General features: G+C 70.3%; 15 protein-coding genes. 7 read left to right on the top strand and 8 right to left on the bottom strand.

What is annotated here, in order from left to right; translation table 11 throughout:
* Nucleotides 1-297: 297 nt before the first annotated feature.
* From FBT96_RS12745 to FBT96_RS12715, 7 genes are read left to right on the top strand one after another with little or no spacing between them, the layout of a single operon-like run.
* The gene (locus FBT96_RS12745) at nucleotides 298-1,128 is read left to right on the top strand and encodes a MurR/RpiR family transcriptional regulator (protein WP_169583429.1); all 831 of its coding nucleotides are present in this window, start codon (nucleotides 298-300) and stop codon (nucleotides 1,126-1,128) included.
* Between the two features lie 25 nt (nucleotides 1,129-1,153).
* The gene (locus FBT96_RS12740) at nucleotides 1,154-1,930 is read left to right on the top strand and encodes an ABC transporter substrate-binding protein (protein WP_136907220.1); all 777 of its coding nucleotides are present in this window, start codon (nucleotides 1,154-1,156) and stop codon (nucleotides 1,928-1,930) included.
* Between the two features lie 27 nt (nucleotides 1,931-1,957).
* Nucleotides 1,958-2,665, top strand: coding sequence for an ABC transporter permease (locus FBT96_RS12735; protein WP_136907261.1), 708 nt, complete (start codon nucleotides 1,958-1,960; stop codon nucleotides 2,663-2,665).
* A 1-nt stretch (nucleotide 2,666) separates the two neighbouring features.
* On the top strand, nucleotides 2,667-3,365 hold the full coding sequence (locus FBT96_RS12730; protein WP_136907218.1) for an ABC transporter permease: 699 nt from the start codon (nucleotides 2,667-2,669) through the stop codon (nucleotides 3,363-3,365).
* A 3-nt stretch (nucleotides 3,366-3,368) separates the two neighbouring features.
* The gene (locus FBT96_RS12725; RefSeq protein WP_136907216.1) at nucleotides 3,369-4,148 is read left to right on the top strand and encodes an ABC transporter ATP-binding protein; all 780 of its coding nucleotides are present in this window, start codon (nucleotides 3,369-3,371) and stop codon (nucleotides 4,146-4,148) included.
* Complete coding sequence (gene menC / locus FBT96_RS12720; RefSeq protein ID WP_136907214.1) at nucleotides 4,145-5,272, top strand: o-succinylbenzoate synthase; 1,128 nt, start codon at nucleotides 4,145-4,147, stop codon at nucleotides 5,270-5,272. The genes FBT96_RS12725 and menC overlap by 4 nt, the downstream gene beginning before the upstream one ends.
* Nucleotides 5,269-5,994, top strand: coding sequence for a GNAT family N-acetyltransferase (locus FBT96_RS12715; protein ID WP_136907212.1), 726 nt, complete (start codon nucleotides 5,269-5,271; stop codon nucleotides 5,992-5,994). The genes menC and FBT96_RS12715 overlap by 4 nt, the downstream gene beginning before the upstream one ends.
* Here the strand turns inward: FBT96_RS12715 and FBT96_RS21315 are convergent.
* The 8 genes from FBT96_RS21315 to FBT96_RS12675 all read right to left on the bottom strand — a co-directional run.
* The gene (locus FBT96_RS21315) at nucleotides 5,991-12,836 is read right to left on the bottom strand and encodes a hypothetical protein (protein WP_136907210.1); all 6,846 of its coding nucleotides are present in this window, start codon (nucleotides 12,834-12,836) and stop codon (nucleotides 5,991-5,993) included. The two genes, FBT96_RS12715 and FBT96_RS21315, sit on opposite strands and share 4 nt — an antisense overlap.
* 176 nt (nucleotides 12,837-13,012) lie before the next feature.
* Entirely contained in the window at nucleotides 13,013-13,810 is a 798-nt protein-coding gene (locus tag FBT96_RS12705) for a PEP-CTERM sorting domain-containing protein (RefSeq protein ID WP_249306479.1), read from the bottom strand.
* A 17-nt stretch (nucleotides 13,811-13,827) separates the two neighbouring features.
* Entirely contained in the window at nucleotides 13,828-15,459 is a 1,632-nt protein-coding gene (locus tag FBT96_RS12700; RefSeq protein ID WP_136907206.1) for an SUMF1/EgtB/PvdO family nonheme iron enzyme, read from the bottom strand.
* A gap of 3 nt (nucleotides 15,460-15,462) precedes the next feature.
* Nucleotides 15,463-16,662: an ABC transporter permease family protein gene (locus tag FBT96_RS12695; RefSeq protein ID WP_136907204.1), complete on the bottom strand. Its 1,200-nt coding sequence runs from the start codon at nucleotides 16,660-16,662 to the stop codon at nucleotides 15,463-15,465.
* Nucleotides 16,656-17,396 (bottom strand): ATP-binding cassette domain-containing protein, encoded by a 741-nt coding sequence (locus FBT96_RS12690; protein ID WP_169583427.1) that lies wholly within the window; start codon nucleotides 17,394-17,396, stop codon nucleotides 16,656-16,658. Before FBT96_RS12690 ends, FBT96_RS12695 begins: the two co-directional genes overlap by 7 nt.
* 1 nt (nucleotide 17,397) lies before the next feature.
* Nucleotides 17,398-19,311, bottom strand: a complete 1,914-nt coding sequence (locus FBT96_RS12685; protein ID WP_136907200.1) for a vWA domain-containing protein — start codon at nucleotides 19,309-19,311, stop codon at nucleotides 17,398-17,400.
* Nucleotides 19,295-20,383 (bottom strand): hypothetical protein, encoded by a 1,089-nt coding sequence (locus tag FBT96_RS12680; RefSeq protein WP_136907198.1) that lies wholly within the window; start codon nucleotides 20,381-20,383, stop codon nucleotides 19,295-19,297. The genes FBT96_RS12685 and FBT96_RS12680 overlap by 17 nt, the downstream gene beginning before the upstream one ends.
* Nucleotides 20,380-21,034, bottom strand: a 655-nt coding sequence (locus FBT96_RS12675) for a virulence factor SrfC family protein (RefSeq protein WP_249306477.1), incomplete at its 5' end; no start/stop codon positions are given. The genes FBT96_RS12680 and FBT96_RS12675, both read right to left, overlap by 4 nt.

The raw sequence follows: 21,034 nt of genomic DNA, 5'->3' as shown, positions 1-21,034 counted from the left end.
TCGGACCGGCGCGGCGGAAGGTCAACCTGCTCTGCTTGCGATATTCTTCGCCTTGCGCGGGAAATCGGGTTTCGCAGGCGGCGCCCGTTTGCGCGCCGCTGCCTGCAATCGCGGCAAAGGCCGTGCCGGAGCGCGATTTTTCCGCCCCGGTCCCGGCTTGGCGCTTGCAAGATAAATGCAACCGACGTCTTTGTGACAGAAAGCTGACATTGATTCGCGGAGCCGACCCTGACCGAGACCGACCAACAGCCCCTGCGTGCGCGGCTTGCGACGGCCGCCGAGACCGGCTCGCCGTCGATGCGGGCGATTGCGCATTTCATGCTGGCGCAGTTTCAGGACCTGCCCTTCGAGACGGCGGCGACGCTGGCGGCCAGGGTTCAGGTCAGCGAGGTCAGCATCGGGCGGTTCTGCCGCGCCATCGGCTATGCGAATTTCAAGGATCTCAAGGACCATCTGCGCGATGACATCGGCGATCAGCCCTGGCTGATCAAGGACCGGCTGGACGCGCTGCGCCGTGCCTCGGATCAGCGCGACGAACGGCTCTCGCAGGGGCTGAAAGCCGAGATCGGCGGGCTGGTGGGGGTTTACGAACTGGCCCGGACCGAGGCTTGGCAGCGGGTGGCCTTGCGGTTTGCCCGGACCCGGCGGGTGCTGGTGGCGGGCTTCCAGACCGAACGCGGTCTGGCGCAATATTTCGCCGCGCAGATGCAATATGTCCGCCCCGGGGTGCAAGGCGTCGATCTTTCGACGGGCAATTTCGCCGAGGTTCTGGCCGAATCCGACGCGCCCGAAGACACCTGTCTGGCGATTTTCGAGGCGCGTCGTTACGCCCGGCAGGCGCTGGTTCTGGCGCGCGAGGCGCGGGCGCGGGGCATTGCGGTGACGCTTTTCACCGACCGCTATTGCAGCTGGGGCGCCGATCACGCCGACGAGGTCTTCAGCGTGGCGACCGAGGTGAACCAGTTCTGGGATTCCACCGCGCATCTGGCGCTTTTGGGCAACCTTCTGATCAACGACATCTTTCTGGCGCTGGGCGAGGGCGCCGAGACCCGTCTGAATGAAATCGCGCGGCTTTACGGCGCGTTCAGCGGCCATGTCGGCAACCCGCTGACACCGGTCGCGCAATGACCACCACCAACAGGGGAAAGACACCATGACACTGCGTTCGAAACTTCTGGCCTGCACGCTGGCCCTTGTCGCGATGACGGGCGCCGCGCAGGCCGAGAAACTGCGGCTGGGCACCGAGGGCGCCTATCCGCCCTTCAACTTCGTGCAGCCCGACGGCACGATCGCGGGCTTCGATCTCGATATCGGGCTGGAACTGTGCAAGCGCATCGGCGCCGACTGCGAGGTGGTGGCGCAGGATTGGGACGGCATCATCCCCGGCCTAATCGCGCAGAAATACGATTTCGTCATCGCCTCGATGTTCATCACCGAGGAACGCAAGCAGCAGGTGGCCTTCACCAACCCCTATTACATGGCGGCGATGACCCATGTCGTGCCGAAAGACTCCGAAATTTCCGAATTTTCGAACGAGACCCTGTCGGGCAAGGTCGTCGGCGCGCAATCGGGCACGACGCAGGCCGATTATGCGGTGAAGATGTATCCGGATGCCGATGTGCGGCTCTATCCGACCCAGGACGAGGCGAGCCTCGACATGGCGTCGGGTCGGCTTGACGTGATGGTGGGCGACATGCTGCCGCTGCTTGATTTCGTCGAGAAATCCGAAGACGGCAAATGCTGCAAGCTGGCGGGTGCGCCGATCACCGATCCGGCCTTTGTCGGCGAGGGCGTGGGCATTGCCGTGCGGCAGGAAGACAACGCGCTGCGCGAGCGGCTGAACAAGGCCCTGGCCGAGATCCGCGCCGACGGCACCTACAAGAAGATCAACGACAAATACTTCTCGATCGACATCTATTCGATGAAGTGATCACGGCCCCGGCCGAGGCGGCAGATGATGGAAACGCTGTTCTCATATGGCCCCCAAGGCTGGGGCGACGAGCTCCTCGCGGGGCTTGGGGTGACGCTGCAACTTGCGGCGGCCACCCTGCCGCTGGGGCTTTTGCTGGGCTTTTTCGTGGCGGCGCTCTCGCTCTCGCGCCGCCCCGGGCTGCGGGCGATGGGCTGGGGCTACACGACGGTGATGCGCGGGATGCCGGAAATCCTGACGCTGTTCATCGTCTACAACGGGCTTGGTCTTGGCCTGAACCGGCTTTTGGACGCCTTCGCCCCGCAGATCGGCGCGGTCGATTTCCCGCCCTTCGCGGCGGGCGTCATCGCGCTGGCCCTTGTCTTTGCCGCCTTCGCCGCCGAGGTGCTGCGCGGCGCCTTTCAATCCGTGCCCGAGGGGCAGATCCTTGCCGGTCTCGCCATCGGCATGACCGGGCGACAGGTGTTCTGGCGCATCAAGCTGCCGCAATTGTGGCGCTTTGCCCTGCCGGGCATGGGGAACCTCTGGCTCAACCTGTTGAAAGATACGGCGCTTGTCTCGGTCATTGCGCTCGATGATCTGATGCGGGCCACCAAGGTCGCGGTCGGCGTGACGAAACAGCCCTTCACCTTTTATCTGGCCGCCTGCCTGATCTACTGGGGCCTGTGCCTTGGGTCGGAACTGGTGCTGGCGCGGCTTGAGGCGCGGGCGAACCGCGGCCTGCGGAGGGTCTGAGATGAGCCTGATCGAGAGCCTCTCCGCCAATCTGCCGAAACTGCTCGACGGCCTGGAAACGACGCTGCTGCTGACCGGCCTTGGCGCCGCGCTGGCCGCCGTCTTCTCGCCCGGCCTTGCGCTGATCCGCCTCGATGGCCCCACCCCGGCCAAGGTGCTGTTGCGGATCTACATCTCCTTCATGCGCGGCACGCCCTTGCTGGCGCAGCTGTTTCTGGTCTTCTACGGCTCGGGGCAATTCCGCGCCGAGCTGACCGCGCTGGGGCTGTGGTCGTTTTTCCGCGATCCGTTCAACTGCGCCGTGCTGGTCTTCGTGCTGAATTCCTGCGCCTATCAGACCGAAATCCTGCGCGGCGGGTTGCAGGCGGTGCCGCCCGGAGAGATCGAGGCCGCCCGCGCCATCGGCATGACCCGGGCGCAGGTGCTGGCCCGCGTCACCTTTCCCCATGCCTATCGCATCGCCTGGCCGGCTTTGGGCAACGAGGTGATCTTGCTGATGAAAGCCTCGGCGCTCGCCTCGATCGTCACCGTCTTCGACCTGATGGGACGGACGCGACAGATCTTTTCGCGCAGTTTCGAATTTTCCGTCTATTTCGAAGCCGCCGCGCTTTATCTGCTGATCACCGTCCTCTTCGTCTTTCTGTGGCGGCAAGTCGAACGCCGTCTGACCCGCCCGATGCGCCGCACGCAAGGAAACTGAGCCATGCCCCCGAAAACCGCAACCGATCTGGTGCTGAGCGCGCAGGACATCCACAAGAGCTTCGGCGCGCAGGAGGTGCTCAAGGGCATCACCCTTGGCGCGCGCAACCATGACGTGATCTCGATCCTTGGCACCTCGGGGTCCGGCAAATCGACCTTTCTGCGCTGCCTGAACTGTCTGGAAATTCCGAATTCGGGTTCCGTCGCCGTGCATGGCGAGGAGATCGTCTTCCGCAACGGCCGCATCGGCGATCAGCGCCAGATCGAGCGGATGCGCCGCCATCTGGGCATGGTGTTTCAGCAGTTCAACCTCTGGACCCATCGCACCGTTCTGGAAAACGTCATGGAAGGCCCGGTGCAGGTCAAGCGCATGGCCAAGGCCGAGGCCCGCGATCTGGCCGAAGCGCTTCTGGCCCGCGTCGGTCTGGCCGACCGGATGCACCATTACCCGGCGATGCTCTCGGGCGGGCAGCAGCAGCGCGTGGCCATCGCCCGCGCGCTGGCGATGGAACCCGACGTGATCCTGTTTGACGAACCCACTTCGGCGCTGGACCCGGAACTGGTGGGCGAGGTCCTCAAGGTGATGCAGGATCTGGCCGCCGAGGGGCGCACGATGATCGTCGTCACCCACGAGATGGCCTTCGCCCGCGACGTCTCGACCGAGGTTGTCTTCCTCAACGAAGGCCGGATCGCCGAACAGGGCCCGCCCGACAAGCTTTTCGATCACCCCGAAACCGAGGTGTTCGCCCGTTTCATCTCCAAAACCCGCCGAGACATCGCATGACCCAAGCCTTTGCCGGGCTGACGATCGACAGCGCCGAGCTGCGCGTCGTCAACCTTCCGCTGATCACCCCTTTCACCGTGTCGAACCAGACCCAGACCGACAAGACCTTTCCGCTGCTGACTTTGCGCGCCGAGGGGGTCGAGGGCTATGGCGAGGGGGTGATGGATCCCTATCCCGATTATCTGGAGGAGACCCTGCCCGGGGCGCTGGCTTTCCTGCGCGAGCTGATCCTGCCGCAGATCGTCGGCAAGCGGATCGGCAACCCGGCCGAGCTGACGGCGCTGCTCGCCCCCTGGCGCGGGCACAAGATGAGCAAGGCGCTGGTCGAACTGGCGTTCTGGGATCTGTGGACGAAGGCGCTGAACCTGCCGCTTTGCGCGGCTTTGGGCGGCGTGCGCGCGGCCGTGCCGGTGGGGGTGTCGCTCGGCATCACGCCGATCGACCGCACGCTTGAGCGCATCGCCGAGGCCGAGGCCGCGGGCTATAAGCGCATCAAGCTGAAGGTGGCGCAGGGGCATGACCTGAAGCTGCTCGAGGCGGTGCGGCGCGATTTTCCCGCCGTCAAGCTGACGGTCGATGCGAACACGGCTTACGGTCTGGCCGATCTGTCGACGCTGCGGGCGATGGACCGTTTCGATCTGGATTACATCGAGCAGCCGCTGGCCGTCGATGACATCCACGATCACGCGCTGGTGCAACGCGAAATCGCCACGGCGATCTGTCTCGATGAATCGATCCGCACGCCCGCCGATTGCCGCAAGGCGCTGGCGGCGGGGGCGGCGCGGGTGATCAACATCAAGGTCGGCCGGGTCGGCGGCTACACGGCGGCGAAGGCGATCCATGACGTGTCCGAGGCTTTCGGCGCCCCGGTCTGGTGCGGCGGCATGCTGGAAAGCGGGATCGGCCGGGCGCACAACATCCATCTGGCGACGCTGCCGAATTTCACCAAACCGGGCGACACCTCCTCGGCCAGCCGCTACTTCCACCGCGACATCATCGCCGAACCGTTGGAGGCCACGGGCGGGCTGATGCCGGTGCCGGGGAACGGCGCGGGGATCGGGGTGACGCTGGATCGGCCGTTCCTGAACAGCGTCACCCGCTCGACCGAGGAGATCCGGCCATGAACGCCGCGGTGATCCTGCGCGAGCTTGAAGGCGTCGCCGAGCTGCAACTGGCCGAGCGCTTTCAGGTCGAGGTCTGGGGCGAGGGCGAGCGGCCCGACAACAGCGACATCATGCTGGCGCTGCAGCACGAAGGCGCGCTGGTTGCCGGGGCCTTCGCCGGGGAGGAGATGCTGGGCTTTCTGTTCGGCTTTCCCAGCGCCACGCCCGGGGTGCAGCATTCGCACCGGCTGGCGGTGTCGCAAAAGGCGCGCGGTCTGGGTCTGGGGGCGCGGCTGAAATGGTTCCAGCGCGACTGGTGTCTGGCGCGCGGCATCCGGCTTGTGCGCTGGACCTATGATCCCCTGCGCGCGATCAATGCCGGGCTGAACATCGCGGTTCTGGGCGCGACGGCGCAGGAGTATCTGCCCGATTATTACGGGCCGATGCCGGGGATCAATGCCGGGCTGCCCTCGGACCGGGTGATGGCGGTCTGGCAGCTCGATGCGCCGTGGGTCGTCGCCCGGGCCGCGGGCCAGCCGCTGCCCGCGCCGCAGACCGCGGTCGAGGCCGGGATCCCGGCCGATATCGATGCGCTCCTGCAGGCCGATCCGGCCCGCGCCCTGGCCGAACGGATGCGCCTGCGCGCCGCCCTGCAAGAGGCCTTCGCCGCCGGTCTGGCGATCACCGGCTTCGACCGTCAGAGCCGCCGCTATCTGCTCGACCGGCCCGCGGCCGCCGCTTAAAGCGACAGCGCCGCGATCTGTGCCGCCGTCATCGCGTCGCGCTGCGTCTCGGTGAAGGCGGCCACCTGCGTTCCGGTCAGGGCGCGGATGTCGGCGGTTTCCAGCGCGGTGATCTGATCGAGCGTGAAGGCCGCGATCTGCGCCGTGGTCCAGCCCCCCATCTGTGTCGAGCGCAGGGCGCGGATCGCCGCCGTGCTCAGCGCCGCGACGGCGGCGGTGCTCAGCGCGTGGATCTGCGCCGTGGTCAGGCTGGCGACCTGCGCGGTCATCAGCGCCGCCGCCTGCGCGCTGGCCAGGCTGCCGATCTGCGCCGTGCCAAGGCCGACGATCGCCGCGGCGCTGATCCGGGCAAGATCCTGCGCTTCCAGCGCCCGCACCTGCGCCGTGGTCAGCGCCGCCATCTGGCTCAGCGTCAGGCTTGCGGCCTGCGCGGTTGTCAGCGCCCGCACATCCTCGGTGCCAAGCCCGCCCAGGGCCGCGGTCGAAAGTGCCGCCAGCGCCGAAGTGCCGATCGAAGCCACCTGATCGGTCGACAGCGCGGCGATCTGCGTCGCGCTGAGCGCGCGGATCGCGGTGGAGGAGATGCCGCGCACCTGATCGGTCGAGAGCGCCGCGGCCTGCGCCGTGGTCAGCCCGGTGATCGCGGTGGCGGAAAGCCGGGCGATCTGCGCCGCGCTGATCGCGGCGATCTGTGCGGTGTCAAGGCTGGCGAGCTGCGCCGAACCAAGGCCGCCAAAGGCCGTCGCCGAGAGCCGCGCCAGATCTTCGGTCTCGAAACCGGCGATCTGCGCGGCACTCAGCGCGGCGATCTGCGCCGAACTCAGAACCGGCGCCTGCGCCGTGGTCAGGGCGGCGATCTGCGCCGTCGAAAGGCCGCGCAGGGCCGCGGTGCCCAGCGCCGCCACCGTGCCGGAACTCAGCGCCGCGATCTGTTCGGTCTCGAAGGCCGCCAGTTGCGCCGAGCCGAAAGCGGGGGCCGCCGCCGCCGCAAGGGCGCGGATCTGCGCGGTCGTCATCGCGGCGATCTGCGCGGCGCTCAGCCCCGCGATCGCCGCCGATCCGAGCCGCGCCACCTGCATCTCGGTCAGCGCGGCGATCTGCCCGCTGGCAAAGGCCGCCATCTGCACCGCGCCGATCCCGGAGATCGCCGCCGGGGCCAGTTGCGCCACATCCGCGCTGTCGATGGCGGCGATCTGCGCCGCCGAGAGCGCCCGGATCTGCGCCGAGCCGAGCCGCGCGACCTGCGCCCCGGTCAGGGCCGCGACATCGGCGGTTTCCATCCCGCGCAGCGCCGCCGTGGTCAGCGCCGGGATGACCGCGCTGCCCAGCGCGGCGATCTGCGCCGTACCGAAAGCCGCCAGCTGCGCCGAGCCCAGCGCGGTGACCGCCGCGCTCGACAGCGCCGCGACCTGCGCCGTGGTCAGCGCCGCGACCTGCGTCGTCGTCAGTCCGGCGATGGCCGCGCTGGTCAGCCGGGCGATCTGCGCCGTGCCGAGGGCGCGGATCTGCGCCGTGCTCAGGCTGGCCATCTGCGCCGTCCCGAACCCCGCCATGGCCGAGACCGAAAGCTGTGCGATATCCGCGGTTTCCAGCGCCGCAATCTGGGCCGTGCCGAGCGCCGCGATCTGCGCCGCACTCAGCCGTGCCGCCTGCGCCGTGGTCAGGGCGACGATGTCATTCGTGCCCAGCCCCTTCAGCGCGGCCGTGCTCAGCGCGCCGATCGCCCCGGTCGACAGCGCCGCCACCTGCCGCGTCGAGAGCGCGGCAAGCTGCGCCGACCCCAGCGCCTGCAGCGACGAGGGGGCGATCTGCGCCAGATCTTCGGTCTCCAGCGCGGCGATCTGCGCGGTCGAGAGCGCCCCGATCTGCGCCGAGGTCAGCCGCGCCGCCTGTGCCGTGGTCAACGCCGCGATATCCTCGGTGGCAAGGCCCGCCAGCGCGGCCGTGCCCAAGGCCGCCACCGCCGCCGTGCTCAGCGCCTCGATCTGGCCGGTGGTGAAGGCGGCCACCTGCACCGCGCTGAAGCCGCGGGCCGCCGCGCCGGAAATCGCCCGCGCCTGATCGGTCGAGAGCGCCGCGATCTGCCCGGTCGAAAAGGCCGCGATCGCCGCCGTGCCCAGCTGCCCGATCCGCGTCGCGCCCAGCGCGACGATCTGCGCCGTGCCCAGCCCCGCAACCTGCGCCGCCCCGAAGCCCGCCATCGCCGTGCTGGACAGACGGCCGAAATCGTCGGTCTCAAGCGCGCCGATCTGGGTCGAACTCAGGGCCGCCAGCTGCACCGAGGTCAGGGCCGCGACCGCCGCATCGTTCAGCGCGGCCATGTCCGCCGTGCCCAGCCCCGCCAGCGCCGTCGTGCCCAGGGCCGCCACCGCCGCCGTGCCCAGCGCCGCGATCTGCTCGGTGGCGAAGCCCGCCACCTGCGTCGCGGTCAGCGTCCGGGCCGCGGTGGCCGACAGCGCGCCGATCTGCTCGACCGTGAACCCCGCCAGCTGCGCCGTGCTCAGCCCGAGGATGGCCGCCGTGCTCAGCCGTGCCACCTGCGCAAGGCTCAGCGCCGCGATCTGCGCCGTGCTCAGCCCGACGATCTGATCCGAACCGAGCCCCTGCAGCGCCAGCGTGCCCAGCTGGCCCAGATCCGCGGTTTCGATCGCGCGGATCTGCGCCGTGCTCAGCGCCGCGATCTGAGACGAGGTCAGCGCCGCCACCGCCTCGCCCCCCAGCGCGACGATGTCATTGGTGCCCAGCCCGGTCAGCGCGGCGGTGCCCAGCCCGCCGATCGCCGCCGTCGACAGCGCCGCGACCTGCGCCGTGCTCAGCGCCGTCAGCTGCGCCGCGCTCAGGCCGCGCGCGGCCGTGGCCGAGAGCGCGTCCAGCTGTTCCAGAGACAAGCTGGCGACCTGCGCCGTGCCAAATCCCGCCAGCGCGGCACTGGACAGCGCGGTGACCTGATCGGCTGAAAGGCTGGCCAGCTGCGCCATCGACAGCGCCCGTGCCTGCGCCGAGGTCAGACCCCGGATCGCGGTGCTGGCGATCTGCGCCAGATCCTCGGTCTGGAAGGCGGCGATCTGTGTCGTCGTCAGGGCGGCGATCTGCCGCGAGACCAGCGCCGCCGCCGCCTCGGCGGTCAGCGCGACGATGTCATTCGTGCCAAGGCCCGCCAGCGCCGAGGTGCTCAGCGCCGAAAGCGCCGCCGTCGACAGCGCGGCGATCTGCGCGGTGGAGAGCGCGGCGATCTGCGCCGAGCCCATCCCGGCGCCGCCGCCGGCCGAAAGCGCCGCCAGCTGATCGCCCGCCAGTGCCGCAACCTGCGCCGTAGAGAGCGCGCCCAGCGCCGTGCTGCTCAGGCAGGCCACCTGTTCGGTGCCAAGCGCCGCCATCTGCGTCAGGCTCAGCCCCTTGACCTGGGCGGAGCCAAGCCCGGGCATCGCGGTGGTGGTCAGCCGCGCCAGATCGCCCGCTTCCAGCGCCGCGATCTGCTGCGAACTGAGCGCCGCGACCTGCGTCGAGGTCATCGCGCCGACCTGATCGCCGCTCAGCGCCGTCACCGCCGCACCGCTCAGCCCCTTGAGCGCCGCCGTGCCTAGCGCCGCCATCGCCGCCGTGCTGAAGGCCGCGATCTGCGCCGTGTCAAGCGCCGCGATCTGCGCCGAACTCAGCGCCCCGGCGGCGGTGCTTGACAGCGCCGCCACCTGATCGGCGGTCAGGCCGGTGATCTGGCCGGTGGTCAGCCCGGCGATCGCCGCGCTCGACAGGCTGGCGATCAGATCGGTGCCAAGGACGCCGATCTGCGCGCCGCTCAGGCATTTGATCTGCGCCGAGCCGAGCCCGGCCAGCGCCGTCGTCGACAACCGGGTCAGATCCTCGACCTCGATCGCCGCAAGCTGCGCCGTGCTCAGCGCCGCGACCTGCTGCGAGGTCATCGCCGCCATCTGATCGCCGGTCAAGGCCACGATGTCACCGGTCGCAAGCCCTTTCAGCGCGGCACTGCCCAGCGCGGCAAAGCTGTCGGTGGCCAGCGCCGCGATCTGCGCCGTGCTCAGCGCCGCGATCTGCGCCGAGCCCAGCCCGCCGACGGCGGCACTGGTCAGCGCCGCGACCTGATCGGTGCCCAGACTGGCCAGCTGCGTCGTGCCCAGCGCCGTCACCGCCTCCTGCGACAGGGCGGCGACCTGATCGGCCAGCAGCGCCGCGATCTGCCGCGTCGACAGCCCCTTGATCTGCGTCGCGCCGAAACCTGCCAGCGCCTCGACCCCGAGCCGCACCAGATCGGCGGTTTCCAGCGCCGCCACCTGCGTGCTCGACAGCGCCAGAAGCTGCGCCGAGCCCAGCGCCGCCGCCTGCGCCGTCGTCAGCGCCACGATATCATCGGTGCCGAGGCCCTTGATCGCATTCGCGCTCAACGCCGTCAGGCTGGCGGTGCTCAGCGCCGCCAGCTGCGTCGTGCTCAGCGCCGCCATCTGCGCCGAGGTCAGCCCGCGCACCGCACTGCTCGACAGCGCGCGGATCTGCGCGGTGCCGAAACTGGCGATCTGCGTCGCGCTCAGCCCCGGGATCGCGGTGTTCGTCAGGCCCGCGATCTGCCGCGTCGAAAGCCCCGCGATCTGCGCGCCCGAAAGCCCGGCAATCGTGGCCGAACCGAGCCCGGCCAGCGCCGTCGCGCTGATCTGCGCCAGATCCGCCGCCTCGAAGGCCGCGATCTGCGTGCTGGTCAGCGCGCTGACCTGCGCCGAGCCCAGCCGCGCCGCCTGCGCCGTCGTCAGCGCCACGATGTCATCGGTCCCAAGGCCGCGGATCGCCGCCGTGCCCAGCGCCGCCACCGTCGCCGAGGCCAGCGCCGCGATCTGCGCCGTGCTCAGCGCCGCCGCCTGCGCCGAGCCGAGCCCGGCCACCGCAAGGCTGGAGAGCGCGCCGATCTGTTCGGTGCTCAGCTTGCCGATCTGCGTCGTGCTCAGCCCCGAAACGGCCGCGCCGGTCAGCCCGGCGATCTGCGCCGTGCCCAGCGTCGCGATCTGCGCCGTGCTCAGCGCCCGCGCCTGCGCCGAGCCCAGCCCGGACAGCGCGGCCGACCCGAGCACGGCCATGTCCTCGGTCTCCAACGCGGCGATCTGCGCCGTCGACAGCGCCGCGACCTGCGCCGATTTCAACGCCCGCGCCTGCGCCGTCGTCAGCGCCGCGATATCCTCGGCCGAAAGCCCGCGCAGCCCCGCCGTCGACAGCCCCGCGATCGCCGCGGTGGCCAGCGCCGCGATCTGCCCGGTCTCCAGCGCCGCCAGCTGCGCCGAGCCGAACCCCGCCGCGCCGGTCGCGCTGATCGCCGCCAGCTGCGTCGTGCTGAGCGCGCTGACCTGCGCCGTGCTGAACCCCGCCACCGCCGCACTGCCCAGACCCGACAGGATCGCCGTGCCCATCGCCGCCAGATGCGCCTCTTTCAGCGCGCCGATCTGCGCCGCGCCCAGCCCGGCCGCCGCCTCGCCCGACAGCCGGGCGAAATCCTCGACTTCCAGCGCCGCGATCTGTTCGGTGCTCAGCGCCGCCACCTGCGTTTCGGTCATCGCCGCCGCCTGCGCCTGGGTCAGCGCGACGATATCCTCGCTCGCCAGCGCCCGCAGCGCCGCCGTGCTCAGCGCGGCAAAGGCCGCACTGCCCAGGGCCGCGATCTGCGCGGTGGACAAGGCGTCGATCTGCGCCGAACTCAGCGCCTCGGCGGCCGCCTCGGACAGCGCGGCGATCTGCGGCGTGCCCAGCGCCCCCAGCTGCGCAGTGCTCAGCGCCGCCATCTGCGTTCCGGTCAGCGCCGCAAGTTCGAGCGTGCTGAGCCCCGCCATGTCCTCGGTCGAAAGCCCCTTCAGCGCGGCGGTGCCGATCGCCGCAAAGGTCGCGCCGGAAAAGGCGCCGATCTGCGCGGCGGACAGCGCCGCCAGCTGCGCCGAACTCAGCGCGGGCGCCGCCCGGCTGCCCAGCGCGCGGATCTGCGCCGTCGAAAAGGCGCCGATCTGATCGGTGCCCAGCGCCTGGATCAGGCCGCTCGACAGCCCCGCCATCTGCTCGGTCGCCAGCGCCGCCAGCTTGTCGGTGGACAGGCTGCGGATCTGCGCCGAGCCGAGCCCGGCCAGAGCCGCGGTGCCCAGATGCGCGAAATCGACCGTCTCGAAGGCCGCCAGCTGCTCGGTGCTCAGCGAGGCGACCTGCGTCGCGGTCAGCGCCGCCGCCGCGTCGGCGCTCAGCGCCACGATATCCTCGGTCGCCAGCCCGCGCAGCGCCGCCGTGCCCAGCGCCGCCACCGCAGGCTCGTTCAGCGCGGCGATCTGCGCCGTGCCCAGCGCCGCCAACTGCGCCGAACTGACGGCGGCGGCGGCGGTCGCGGTCAGCACATTGAGCTGATCGACGGTCAGCGCCGCCATCTGCCGCGTGGCCAGCGCCCGCATCTGCGCCGAGGTGAGGCCGATCACCGCATCCGGTCCCAGCATCGCCAGATCGGCGGTTTCAAAGGCGCTGATCTGCAGCGTCGAGAGCGCCGCGACCTGCGCCGAGGTCAGCGCCGCCGCCTGTTCGGTGGTCAGTGCGACGATCGCCTCGGTCGAAAGGCCGCGCAGCGCGACGGTGTTCAGCACGGCGATCTGCGGAAACAGCAGCGCGGCGAACTGGTCGGTGGTCAGCATCTGCATCTGCAGCGGCGTCAGCCCCGAGACGAAATCGGTCGACAGCGCCTGGATCTGTGCCGCGCCCAGCGCCCGCATCTGTTCCGGGCTGACGCCGACGATGTCGCCCGTCGTCAGACCGGACATGACCGAGGTCGACAAAGCCGCGATTTCGGCCGTCGTCATCGTGCTGAGAAGGGACATTCTGCCACTCACCCTGAAGGGGCCCGTCGGGGCCCGGATCTGTTTCAGGCACCGCCATTCTGGAATGCCGCTGGCCGATCATCGGGCAGGGGAGTGAAAGAAGCCTTAAATCCGTTGCGCTTGCGCCGATGTCGGGGCGGAAAATGCCGCCGGGCCCGGCAAGGCCGGGGGCCGGATCACTCCGAACGCGGCTGGCTGAGCTGGATCCCCGCCTCCAGAGCGGGGGTGCGCGGCTGTGCCGCCTGCGCGGCAAGCTCCGCGATGTTTTCCCTGAGGAGCTGCGAGGACTTGCCGAAGGACAGGTCGTCGATCGCGAATCCGGCCTGTTCCGCCCCCACCAGCGAGAATTGAACCCCGGCGATCCGGTCCGATCCGTCGCCGGTGACCAGCGCCAGATATTCCATCCCGGTGCCGATGTTGCGCACGCCGCCGATCAGCCGTCCCTGCCGGTCAAAGGCCTGGATCGCGGTCGATTGCGGGGTGTTGAAATAGCCCCCGGCCAGCCCGACCCCGGCGACGTCGCGATCGAAGATCATCGTGACCGGGCCGTTGAACACCGGCGTTCCCGACAGCGAGGGGCTGTGCGGGTTCGCCCCGTCTTGCTTGATCTGCGTCGCGGGCGCGGTCTGCGCCAGGCGCAGCGGCGCCAGCGGCGTGCCGATCACGCAGCCGGTCAGGGCGGCCCCGGGCGGACAGGTCGCGGCGGTGCCGATCGCCTGACCTTCGAAGAAACCGCCAAAGCCCACGATCACCCCGCCCTCGGGGGCGCCATAGGTGGGCGGCGCATAGATCGGGTTCCGGCTGCCCGGCGGCAATTCGTCAAAGGTGATCTCTCCGGCATCGGGGCCGAAGGCCGCGCGCTGGATCCGGATCACGCTGCCGAATTCCCCGGTCATCTCGGCCCGCGCCGGAACGCCGCCGCCCATGGTCCCCAGCAGCATCGCCATCAGGGTCGTGCGAAGAACCGGGGTCATCATGCCTCTCCTTGATGTCATTTCGTCAGTGCCAGCGACAGAAGTTCGGCCTGATCCATGTCAGGACGCAGCCTGTAGCGCGCCAGATCGCGCCAGAACTGATCCAGCCCGACCACCAGCGCCTGTTCCGCCGAGAGCAGAAGCGACTCGCGCAGCTCCCGGTATCCGGCGCGGGCATCGGTTTCGGAGATGTCGGCGGACAGCGTGGTCAGGGCGCGCGACATCGACAACAGGAATTCGTGCTGCCGCGCCCGGGTCGCGCGCAGCCGCGCGCCCAGCGTCTCGATCTGGACCTGCCGCTGCGGATCGGGCGCGACCGCCTGCAGATCGATCAGTGTCTTGACGTTGTAGACAAGCCGCCCGATCTCCGCCTCGGTCTGGATCAGCGAGGCCTTGAAGATCGTGCCCGCCAGCAGCGTCGAACCGGCCGACTGCCGCCGCGCCGCGGTTTCGGCGTCGCGCGCCGCCCGCAGATCGGCCTGCAGCGCCACAAGGGCGGTGCGGCGCTGCGGATCCAGCTCGTTCTCGATGATCTCCGCCAGCGCCCCGGCCTGATCTGGCGGCTGCGTCCCGCCTTGCCCGCCGCCGCCTTCCCCTTCGGTCGCCCGCGCCAGCCAGTGATCGCGCAGCCGCGTCAGCTCCGCATCCGAGGTGGCGACATGCATCGACAGCACCAGCCGCAGCCCGAAAGTCTCGGGCGCGGTGGCCTTGCCGGTCCGGGCCTGAAACGGCGGATATTCGGTGCGCGCGGCCGAATAGATCTGCTCGGCGCTCGACAGGACCGAGCCGCCGCGCGTCACCAGCCCGCCCACCTGTCCCTGATCACGGCCGAACAGGTTGACATGAAAGGGGTCCAGCATCAGCTCCTCGACATTGCCATAGATGTCGAAAAGCCCGAGCGGGTTTGGCCGCCGCAGCCCGACCGGGCCGATCGTCCCGCGCGCCGAGCCGGGGGCGAAATGGAGGGCGTAATCGTCCAGCGCGCCTTCGGTGAAAAAGCGCGCGGCGCCGAACTGGTTCGCATCGACCCGCGCGCCGCCACGGGCGGCAAATTCCCATTCCGTCTCGGTCGGCAGACGCAGATGCGGCAGCGCGCCATCCTGCCGGGGCAGGGCCGCGGCGGCATGTCCGTAAAGCCATTCGGTGTAGCGCCCGGCCAGATCGACTGCGGCAAGCCAGCTCAGCCCGCCCTGCGCCAGCCGGTCCTTGCGTCCGGCCGCGCCGCAGGGCCGGGTCAGGGCGTTGAACTGCCCCTCGGTCAGCTCGTAACGGGCGATGAAATAATGCGTGCTGGCCGGGGTCGCCCCGGCAAAGCCGCCGCGCAGCCAGGTCTGGCGCAGATATTCCGCATAGCCCTTTTCCGGGTCCGACCGGCCCAGCCGGATCCGCAGATCCGACAGCGGATCGCCCGCATCCGAGGGCACGTCGACGCGCTGGAACGCCATCGCCCCGCCGCAGGGCATCGGCAGCACCAGATCGGCCGGGCTGCCACCGGGCGCCGCCGCGCCGGGGTCGTAAAGCGCGACCGGCCAGTCAATCGCCGGAACCTCGGTTGCGGGACCCTCGGTTGCCGGATCGGCCCCGCCCGGCTGCGGCGCGGCCAGAACCGCAAGTGCCAGCGCAAAAGCCGGGATTGGCACCAACCGCATCGCTCAGGCTCCTTCCCGCAGGGTCCGGGCCGGATCGACCCGCTGCGCCGCCCAGGCCGAGAGCGTCGCCGACACCAGAACCAGCGCCAGAACCGACAGGATGATCGCCCCCGCCTGCGCCGGGCTGATGCTTGCGATGCTGCCCCCGGCGGCCAGATCCGCGCCGAACATCCGGGTGGCGACCCGGGCGGCCAGCGCATAAAGCAGGAAGGACACCGCGATCCCGATCAGCGCCGTCGCCAGCGCCTGCACCAGCGGCAGCAGCGCCAGCGCCCGGGCGGGCAGGCCGAGCATCGCCAGCGCGGCCAGCGTGCCCCGCTTGCGCATCGCATCCGACCAGAAGCCGAACAGCAGCGCCGCCGCCAGCCCGCAACAGGCCAGCGCCGTGGTCAGCCCCAGCGCCAGATCCAGATTGCGCCCCAGCCCGAGCAGCATCGCCACCTCGCGGCTGCGCGCCGAGGTCGCCAGCCCCAGCGCCGTCTCGACCCGTTGCTGCAGCGGTCCCAGATCTTCCAGCCGGCGCGCATAAAGCCGCACCCCCGCATAGGTCGCAACTCGTTCCGCCAGCGGCCGCCCCTCGGAAATGCCGTGTTCGGGCAGGGCATAGGCGTCATAGAAGGCCTCGACCGTCTCCAGCGCGGCAAAGGGCGCAAAGACGCTGCGCCCCTCGCTCACCGTTTCGGGCAGCACCGCCCGCACCGTCATCGGCAGGCGCAGCTGTTTCGGCCGGGTCTCGGCCTGGGTCACCAGATCGACCGTGTCGCCGGTCACGATCTGCATCTGCCGGGCAAGCCCCGCCGAGACCGCGACCTCTGCGGGACCAAGCCCCAGCCCCGGCGGCAGGTTCGGATCGCCCGCCCCCGAGGGGATCAGCAGGGCCGCGCGCAGCGAGACCGCAGACCCGGCGTGATGGACGGTCACGTAATCGAACTGGCTGCGGACCTTCGGCGTCACGAAGGCGACCTCGGGCCAGCGGCGCAGCGGCGCGATCTGCGCCTCGGTCAGCTCGGCATTGCCCCGGCTGTCGATCTGCAGGCTGGCGGGATTGGCCATCATCTGGCCGATCAGCGCGGCATAGACGCCGTTCTTGACCCCGAACAGGATCAGGAGCGGCACCAGAACCCCCACCATCACCGCGACGTTGCACAGCAGAAACAGCCGGTCGCGGAACAGGTCGCGCAGCGCCAGAGAAACGATCAGCATCCGACCTCCCGTGCCTCGGACCGCACCAGCCCCGGCCGCAGCTCGCGGGCGACGAACTCAAGCCGCCGCGTGCCCAGCCGCTCCACCCGGGCCAGATCATGCGACGACAGCACCACCCCCGCGCCGTCCTCGCGCGCGGTGTCCAGAAGCAGCTGCATCACCGCATCGGCCGCGTCGGGATCCAGCGCCGCCGTCGGCTCGTCGGCGATCACGAAGGCCGGGCAATGCGCCAGCGCCCGCGCGATCGAGACCCGCTGCCGCTGCCCGATCGACAGCGCCGAGGGCGGCAGATCGGCCAGCGCCGTCAGCCCGAGCCGGTCCAGCAGCGCCGCGACCCGGGCGGGATCGCGCCGCCCGCTGATCTCCTGCGTCAGCGCCACATTGGCCCGGACCGACAGGAACGGCACCAGCGCCCCCGCCTGCGGCACGAAGCCGAAAAGCGCGCCGCGCATCCGCGCAAGCCCGGTGCCGCGCGGCCCCGAAAGCCACAGCCGCGCCAGATCGGTCTGCCGAAGGTCAAGGTCGGTCCAGCGATACCGGGCCGGGGGCTCGGGCGCGCGCAGAAGGCTCAGCAGTTCCAGAAACAGCGTCTTGCCGGTGCCGCTGGCGCCGGTGACGCAAAGCACCTCGCCCGAGACCAGCTCCAGCGCCTCGACGCGCAGGGTGAAGCTGCGCCCCCCCTTCGACAGGGTCGTCGCGAGCTGGTCGATCCCGAGCACCCCCCGTTGCCGCATCTCAGGGCAGGACGTCGAAGGGCATGGCAAAGACATATTCCCCGTCCGGCGCCCCCGGCTCCAGCGGGGTCCAGACCGTCGGATCCAGCAGCCATTTGCGATATTGCACGATCTTGCGGTGCAACCCGTCCAGGATCTCGCGGCGCTGCACCGCGCTTTGCGCCCAGATCGTGCGGTCGATCGACAGAAGCTGGCTGCGATAGGGCAGATCCTCCAGAAATTCCAGCGCGCCGCCCAGCGATCCGGCCTCGGCATCGATCAGCCGGTCCGGGTTTTGGGCCATCCGCGCGATCACCGACTGGATCTGGTCGAAAAAGGCGTCGGTCTCCTCGGCGCTGCGGTTGCGCTCGCCCGCGGTGCCGATTTCGGTCAACAGCTCCGCCATCGTCGCCATCTCGTTCTTGCTGACCAGCAGCCGCGGTTCGACCGCCAGCCGACGCGGGTCTTCGACGGCCTTTTCCGACATCCAGCCGCGCAGCATGTCGGGCGGCGCCACCCCGGGCTGCCCGCCCAGCCAGGCCAGCTGCATCGCCAGACCCAGTTCGGCAATCCGCGCATCGCCCCCCGCTTCGGGCGGCAGGGCGGGTTGCCGACCCATCGCGGTGCGGATCGTGTCGGTCAGCGCCACCACCATGCGCTCGACCGTGGCGGCAAAGACCGCTTCGTCGCCATTTTCGATCGGATAGTAGAAATCCCGGCCGCCAAAGCCCGAGAGCTGGCGATAGGCGGCCTCGGCATAGCCGTGCTGCGCTTCGCCCCCGGCGGGGGTGCGCAGATGCAGCGTCAGCACCGCGATGCCATGCGCTTCGGCATCGGCGCGCAATTCCGCCGGGCCGATCTGCGAGCGGGCATCGGGGTCGTCCTGCGCATCGGGCCCGGCATCGGTGATCAGGATCACGTAGCGCCCCTCGAACGGATCGGCGCCGCCGCCGGTCCAGTCGATCGTGCTCACCGCATCCTCGACCCCGGCCATGCTGTCCTCGTTGAAGCCGGGCGTCGAGACCGTCGCCACCTCGGCCGCCGCATCCAGCGCCGCCAGCACCTCGGCCTGATCGGCCCGCCGCGCCAGCGGGGCGAGCGTGCGGGTGCGGTAGCCGATCCCGGCCGGATCGCTGGCGGGGTTGTCGCGAAAGCCGATCACCCCGAACTGCACCCGCGCGCCCAGATCGGTGGCGCGCAGCGACTGCACGATCCGCGCCACCGCGGCGCGGGTGCGGTCGATATAGGGCCGCATCGAGCGGGTGGTGTCGATGACGAAGACCACCCCGGCATCAAAGGGCGAGGGCGGCGCGGCCGCGGGCTGCGATTGCGCCCGCTGCGGGATCGAGGCCAGTTCCAGCAGCAGGTCGGGTTCATAGGTCAGCGGATGCAGGATCTCCTCGAAGGAGAGGATCGGCATCAGGTAAAGCTTCTCGCGGATGTTGAGGAATTCGGCCGGTTCCACCGACACCACCTTTTGCGCCGGATCGACATGGCCGCTGTCGCTTTGCGCCACCAGATCGGCCAGCCGGGCGCGGACGTCCTCGTCCTGCATCAGGGCTTCCAGCGTCGCGCGGTCCTCAAGCATCACCTGGCGGCTGCGTCCGGCGGCATTGGTGAAGGCGGCGGTGATGTTCTGCTTCCAGTCGACCACCGACCCGGCCTTGACCCAGCCGGTCGGCCCCGCCGAGGCCGAGGTGCCGATCCGCAGCCAGTCCCCCCGGCGTTCATAGACGTAAAACGGGTGAAAGGCGGCTTCGGTCTGCAGAACTGCGCCGTCGGGGGCGGCAAAGACCTGCGTCGCGGGCCGGGTCAGCACCCGCTGAAACGTCGCCTGCTTGCCCTCCATCAGCAGCGGACGGGCCTGCAGCTCCGCCCCGGCCAGTCCGAGGGCGAGCCCGAGCGCGACCAGAGCGGTCCTAGCGGCAAAAATCATCAAGCGCCCCCCGTGACAAGGTATCTTCCGCCGCGCGCAACCGGGCACAGACCGCGGTCAACCGGCCGGTCGCTTCGGCCGAGCCCGCCGCGCGGGCCCGGGAATAGTAATCGGCCGCCTGCGCGGGCGCATCGGCGAAGCTCAGCCCCAGTTGCGTTTCGACGGTCGGATCGGTGACGGCGGCGTCGTAAAGCGTGCCGAACAGCAACAGCGCCGCCGCATCGCCCGATTGCGCCGCGGTCTCGACGAAGACAAGCATCTGGTCGCGCCCCACCCGCTGGCCGCAGGCCCCGGCGGCCCGGGTGATCGCGGTGATGTCGCCCAGCGCGCCCAGCGCCTCGGGCGTGCAGGGATCGGCCTGCGGCGGTGGCGTCGCGGCGGCCGGTGTCGGTGTCGGTTCTGGCGTCGGTTCCGGGGCTGGCGGGGTCTCCACCGCGGCCGAAAACGGCCATTGCTGCTGCAGGTATCGGGAATAGCCGAGCCCGAGCAGCGCCAGCAAAAGCACCAGCGCCAGCGCGAGGACCAGCCAGAGCCAGCGGCGGCGCCTTGGGTCGGGGGCCGCGATCCCGGCGCTGTCCTGCTCTGCCATCGGCACTTCGGGCGGCAGCGGCGGCGGGTTTGCCTCGGCGGCATCGGGGCGGCGCAAGGCGGGCTCCGATGCCGACGTGGCGGTCTTGCGCGCGACCTGCAGGCCGATGCGCTGCCTCGCCAGATCGAGCGGCTCGATGTCGTTGGGCCAGAACAGCTGGCCCTCGACCGGGCCCGCGACGATCCTGACCTGGGTATAGCCCTCGATCTTGTTGACGATTTCCGGGCCGATCGCGATTTCCGCCCCGCCGTCGCGGCGCTGCACCCGGTAGGGGCCGAACTGGTGCCGCCCGGCCTGCCAGTTCGGCGCGCCGACGGAAATCCCCGCCGGGCCGTCCTGCGCCGAGGGCGCAAGCCAGCGTTCGGAATAGGTTTCGAACACCGAAACCGTCACCTCGTCGGGCAGCTCCGCCCCGCCGTCAACGCGCACAAGCGCATGCCCGCCGGCGCTGCGGGACGGATCGCACAGGACCGTCAGCGTCATCGCCCGCCCTCCCGCTGCATGCCCGCCAGGATCGCGCCCAGACGCAGGTTCTGTTCGATGTCGATGTCGCCGCCCAGCCCGTCGCGCGCATTCGCATCCATCACCGCGTCCAGCGCGAAGGCCCAATCCTCCCACATGTCGCTGGCGGTGGCGCGCGGCGTCGCGGGCAGCCCGGCCACGTCATCCTGCCCGCGACGGCGCGCAAAGGCGGGACGCGGCGGCCCGTCTTGCGGCGTCACCGTCGGACGCGCCGTCTCGGGCAGCGCCGACATGCCCAGCGTGGCGACGAAATCATTGATCATTTCCGCGGTCAGCACCGCGGCGGTGGGCGCCAGCCGCTCCACCGTCAGGCCGAAATTCAGCTCTGCAAGCCGCTCTGCCATCCGCCCGGACAGGCCGGTCCGGCGGGCGGCATGGATCAGCTCCGCCACCAGATCGGCGACCGACTGCGGTCGCAGACCATAGCCAAGCGCCCGCGCTGGATCATCGCGGAAGGCCTTGATCCCCTCGATCCAGAGCAGGATCGACTGTTCCGCCTGAAATTCCTCCAGCGTCAGGGTGCGGACCTGCTCGCCGCCGCGCGGCGCCGCCCCCGTCGCCTCTGCCGCGGCGGGCGCCAAGCCGCCGCCCGGCCGCGCCACCGTGACGGCG

The sequence above is a fragment of the Rhodobacter capsulatus genome, assembly GCF_005144475.1.
In the GTDB taxonomy this organism is placed as follows: Bacteria; Pseudomonadota; Alphaproteobacteria; order Rhodobacterales; family Rhodobacteraceae; genus Rhodobacter; species Rhodobacter capsulatus_C.
Note: the sequence above shows the minus strand (reverse complement) of the source record. Positions and strands in the feature narration are given on the sequence as shown.

Bases quoted from the DNA above. Each gene is read 5' to 3' on its own strand.
- FBT96_RS12715 (WP_136907212.1), top strand. From the start codon at position 5,269: ATGAACGCCGCGGTGATCCTGCGCGAGCTTGAAGGCGTCGCCGAGCTG.
- FBT96_RS12680 (WP_136907198.1), bottom strand. From the start codon at position 20,383: ATGACGCTGACGGTCCTGTGCGATCCGTCCCGCAGCGCCGGCGGGCAT.
- FBT96_RS12690 (WP_169583427.1), bottom strand. From the start codon at position 17,396: ATGCGGCAACGGGGGGTGCTCGGGATCGACCAGCTCGCGACGACCCTG.
- FBT96_RS12725 (WP_136907216.1), top strand. From the start codon at position 3,369: ATGCCCCCGAAAACCGCAACCGATCTGGTGCTGAGCGCGCAGGACATC.
- FBT96_RS12695 (WP_136907204.1), bottom strand. From the start codon at position 16,662: ATGCTGATCGTTTCTCTGGCGCTGCGCGACCTGTTCCGCGACCGGCTG.
- FBT96_RS12700 (WP_136907206.1), bottom strand. From the start codon at position 15,459: ATGCGGTTGGTGCCAATCCCGGCTTTTGCGCTGGCACTTGCGGTTCTG.
- FBT96_RS12685 (WP_136907200.1), bottom strand. From the start codon at position 19,311: ATGATTTTTGCCGCTAGGACCGCTCTGGTCGCGCTCGGGCTCGCCCTC.
- FBT96_RS12705 (WP_249306479.1), bottom strand. From the start codon at position 13,810: ATGACCCCGGTTCTTCGCACGACCCTGATGGCGATGCTGCTGGGGACC.
- FBT96_RS12745 (WP_169583429.1), top strand. From the start codon at position 298: ATGCGGGCGATTGCGCATTTCATGCTGGCGCAGTTTCAGGACCTGCCC.
- FBT96_RS12740 (WP_136907220.1), top strand. From the start codon at position 1,154: ATGACACTGCGTTCGAAACTTCTGGCCTGCACGCTGGCCCTTGTCGCG.
- FBT96_RS21315 (WP_136907210.1), bottom strand. From the start codon at position 12,836: ATGTCCCTTCTCAGCACGATGACGACGGCCGAAATCGCGGCTTTGTCG.
- menC (WP_136907214.1), top strand. From the start codon at position 4,145: ATGACCCAAGCCTTTGCCGGGCTGACGATCGACAGCGCCGAGCTGCGC.
- FBT96_RS12735 (WP_136907261.1), top strand. From the start codon at position 1,958: ATGGAAACGCTGTTCTCATATGGCCCCCAAGGCTGGGGCGACGAGCTC.
- FBT96_RS12730 (WP_136907218.1), top strand. From the start codon at position 2,667: ATGAGCCTGATCGAGAGCCTCTCCGCCAATCTGCCGAAACTGCTCGAC.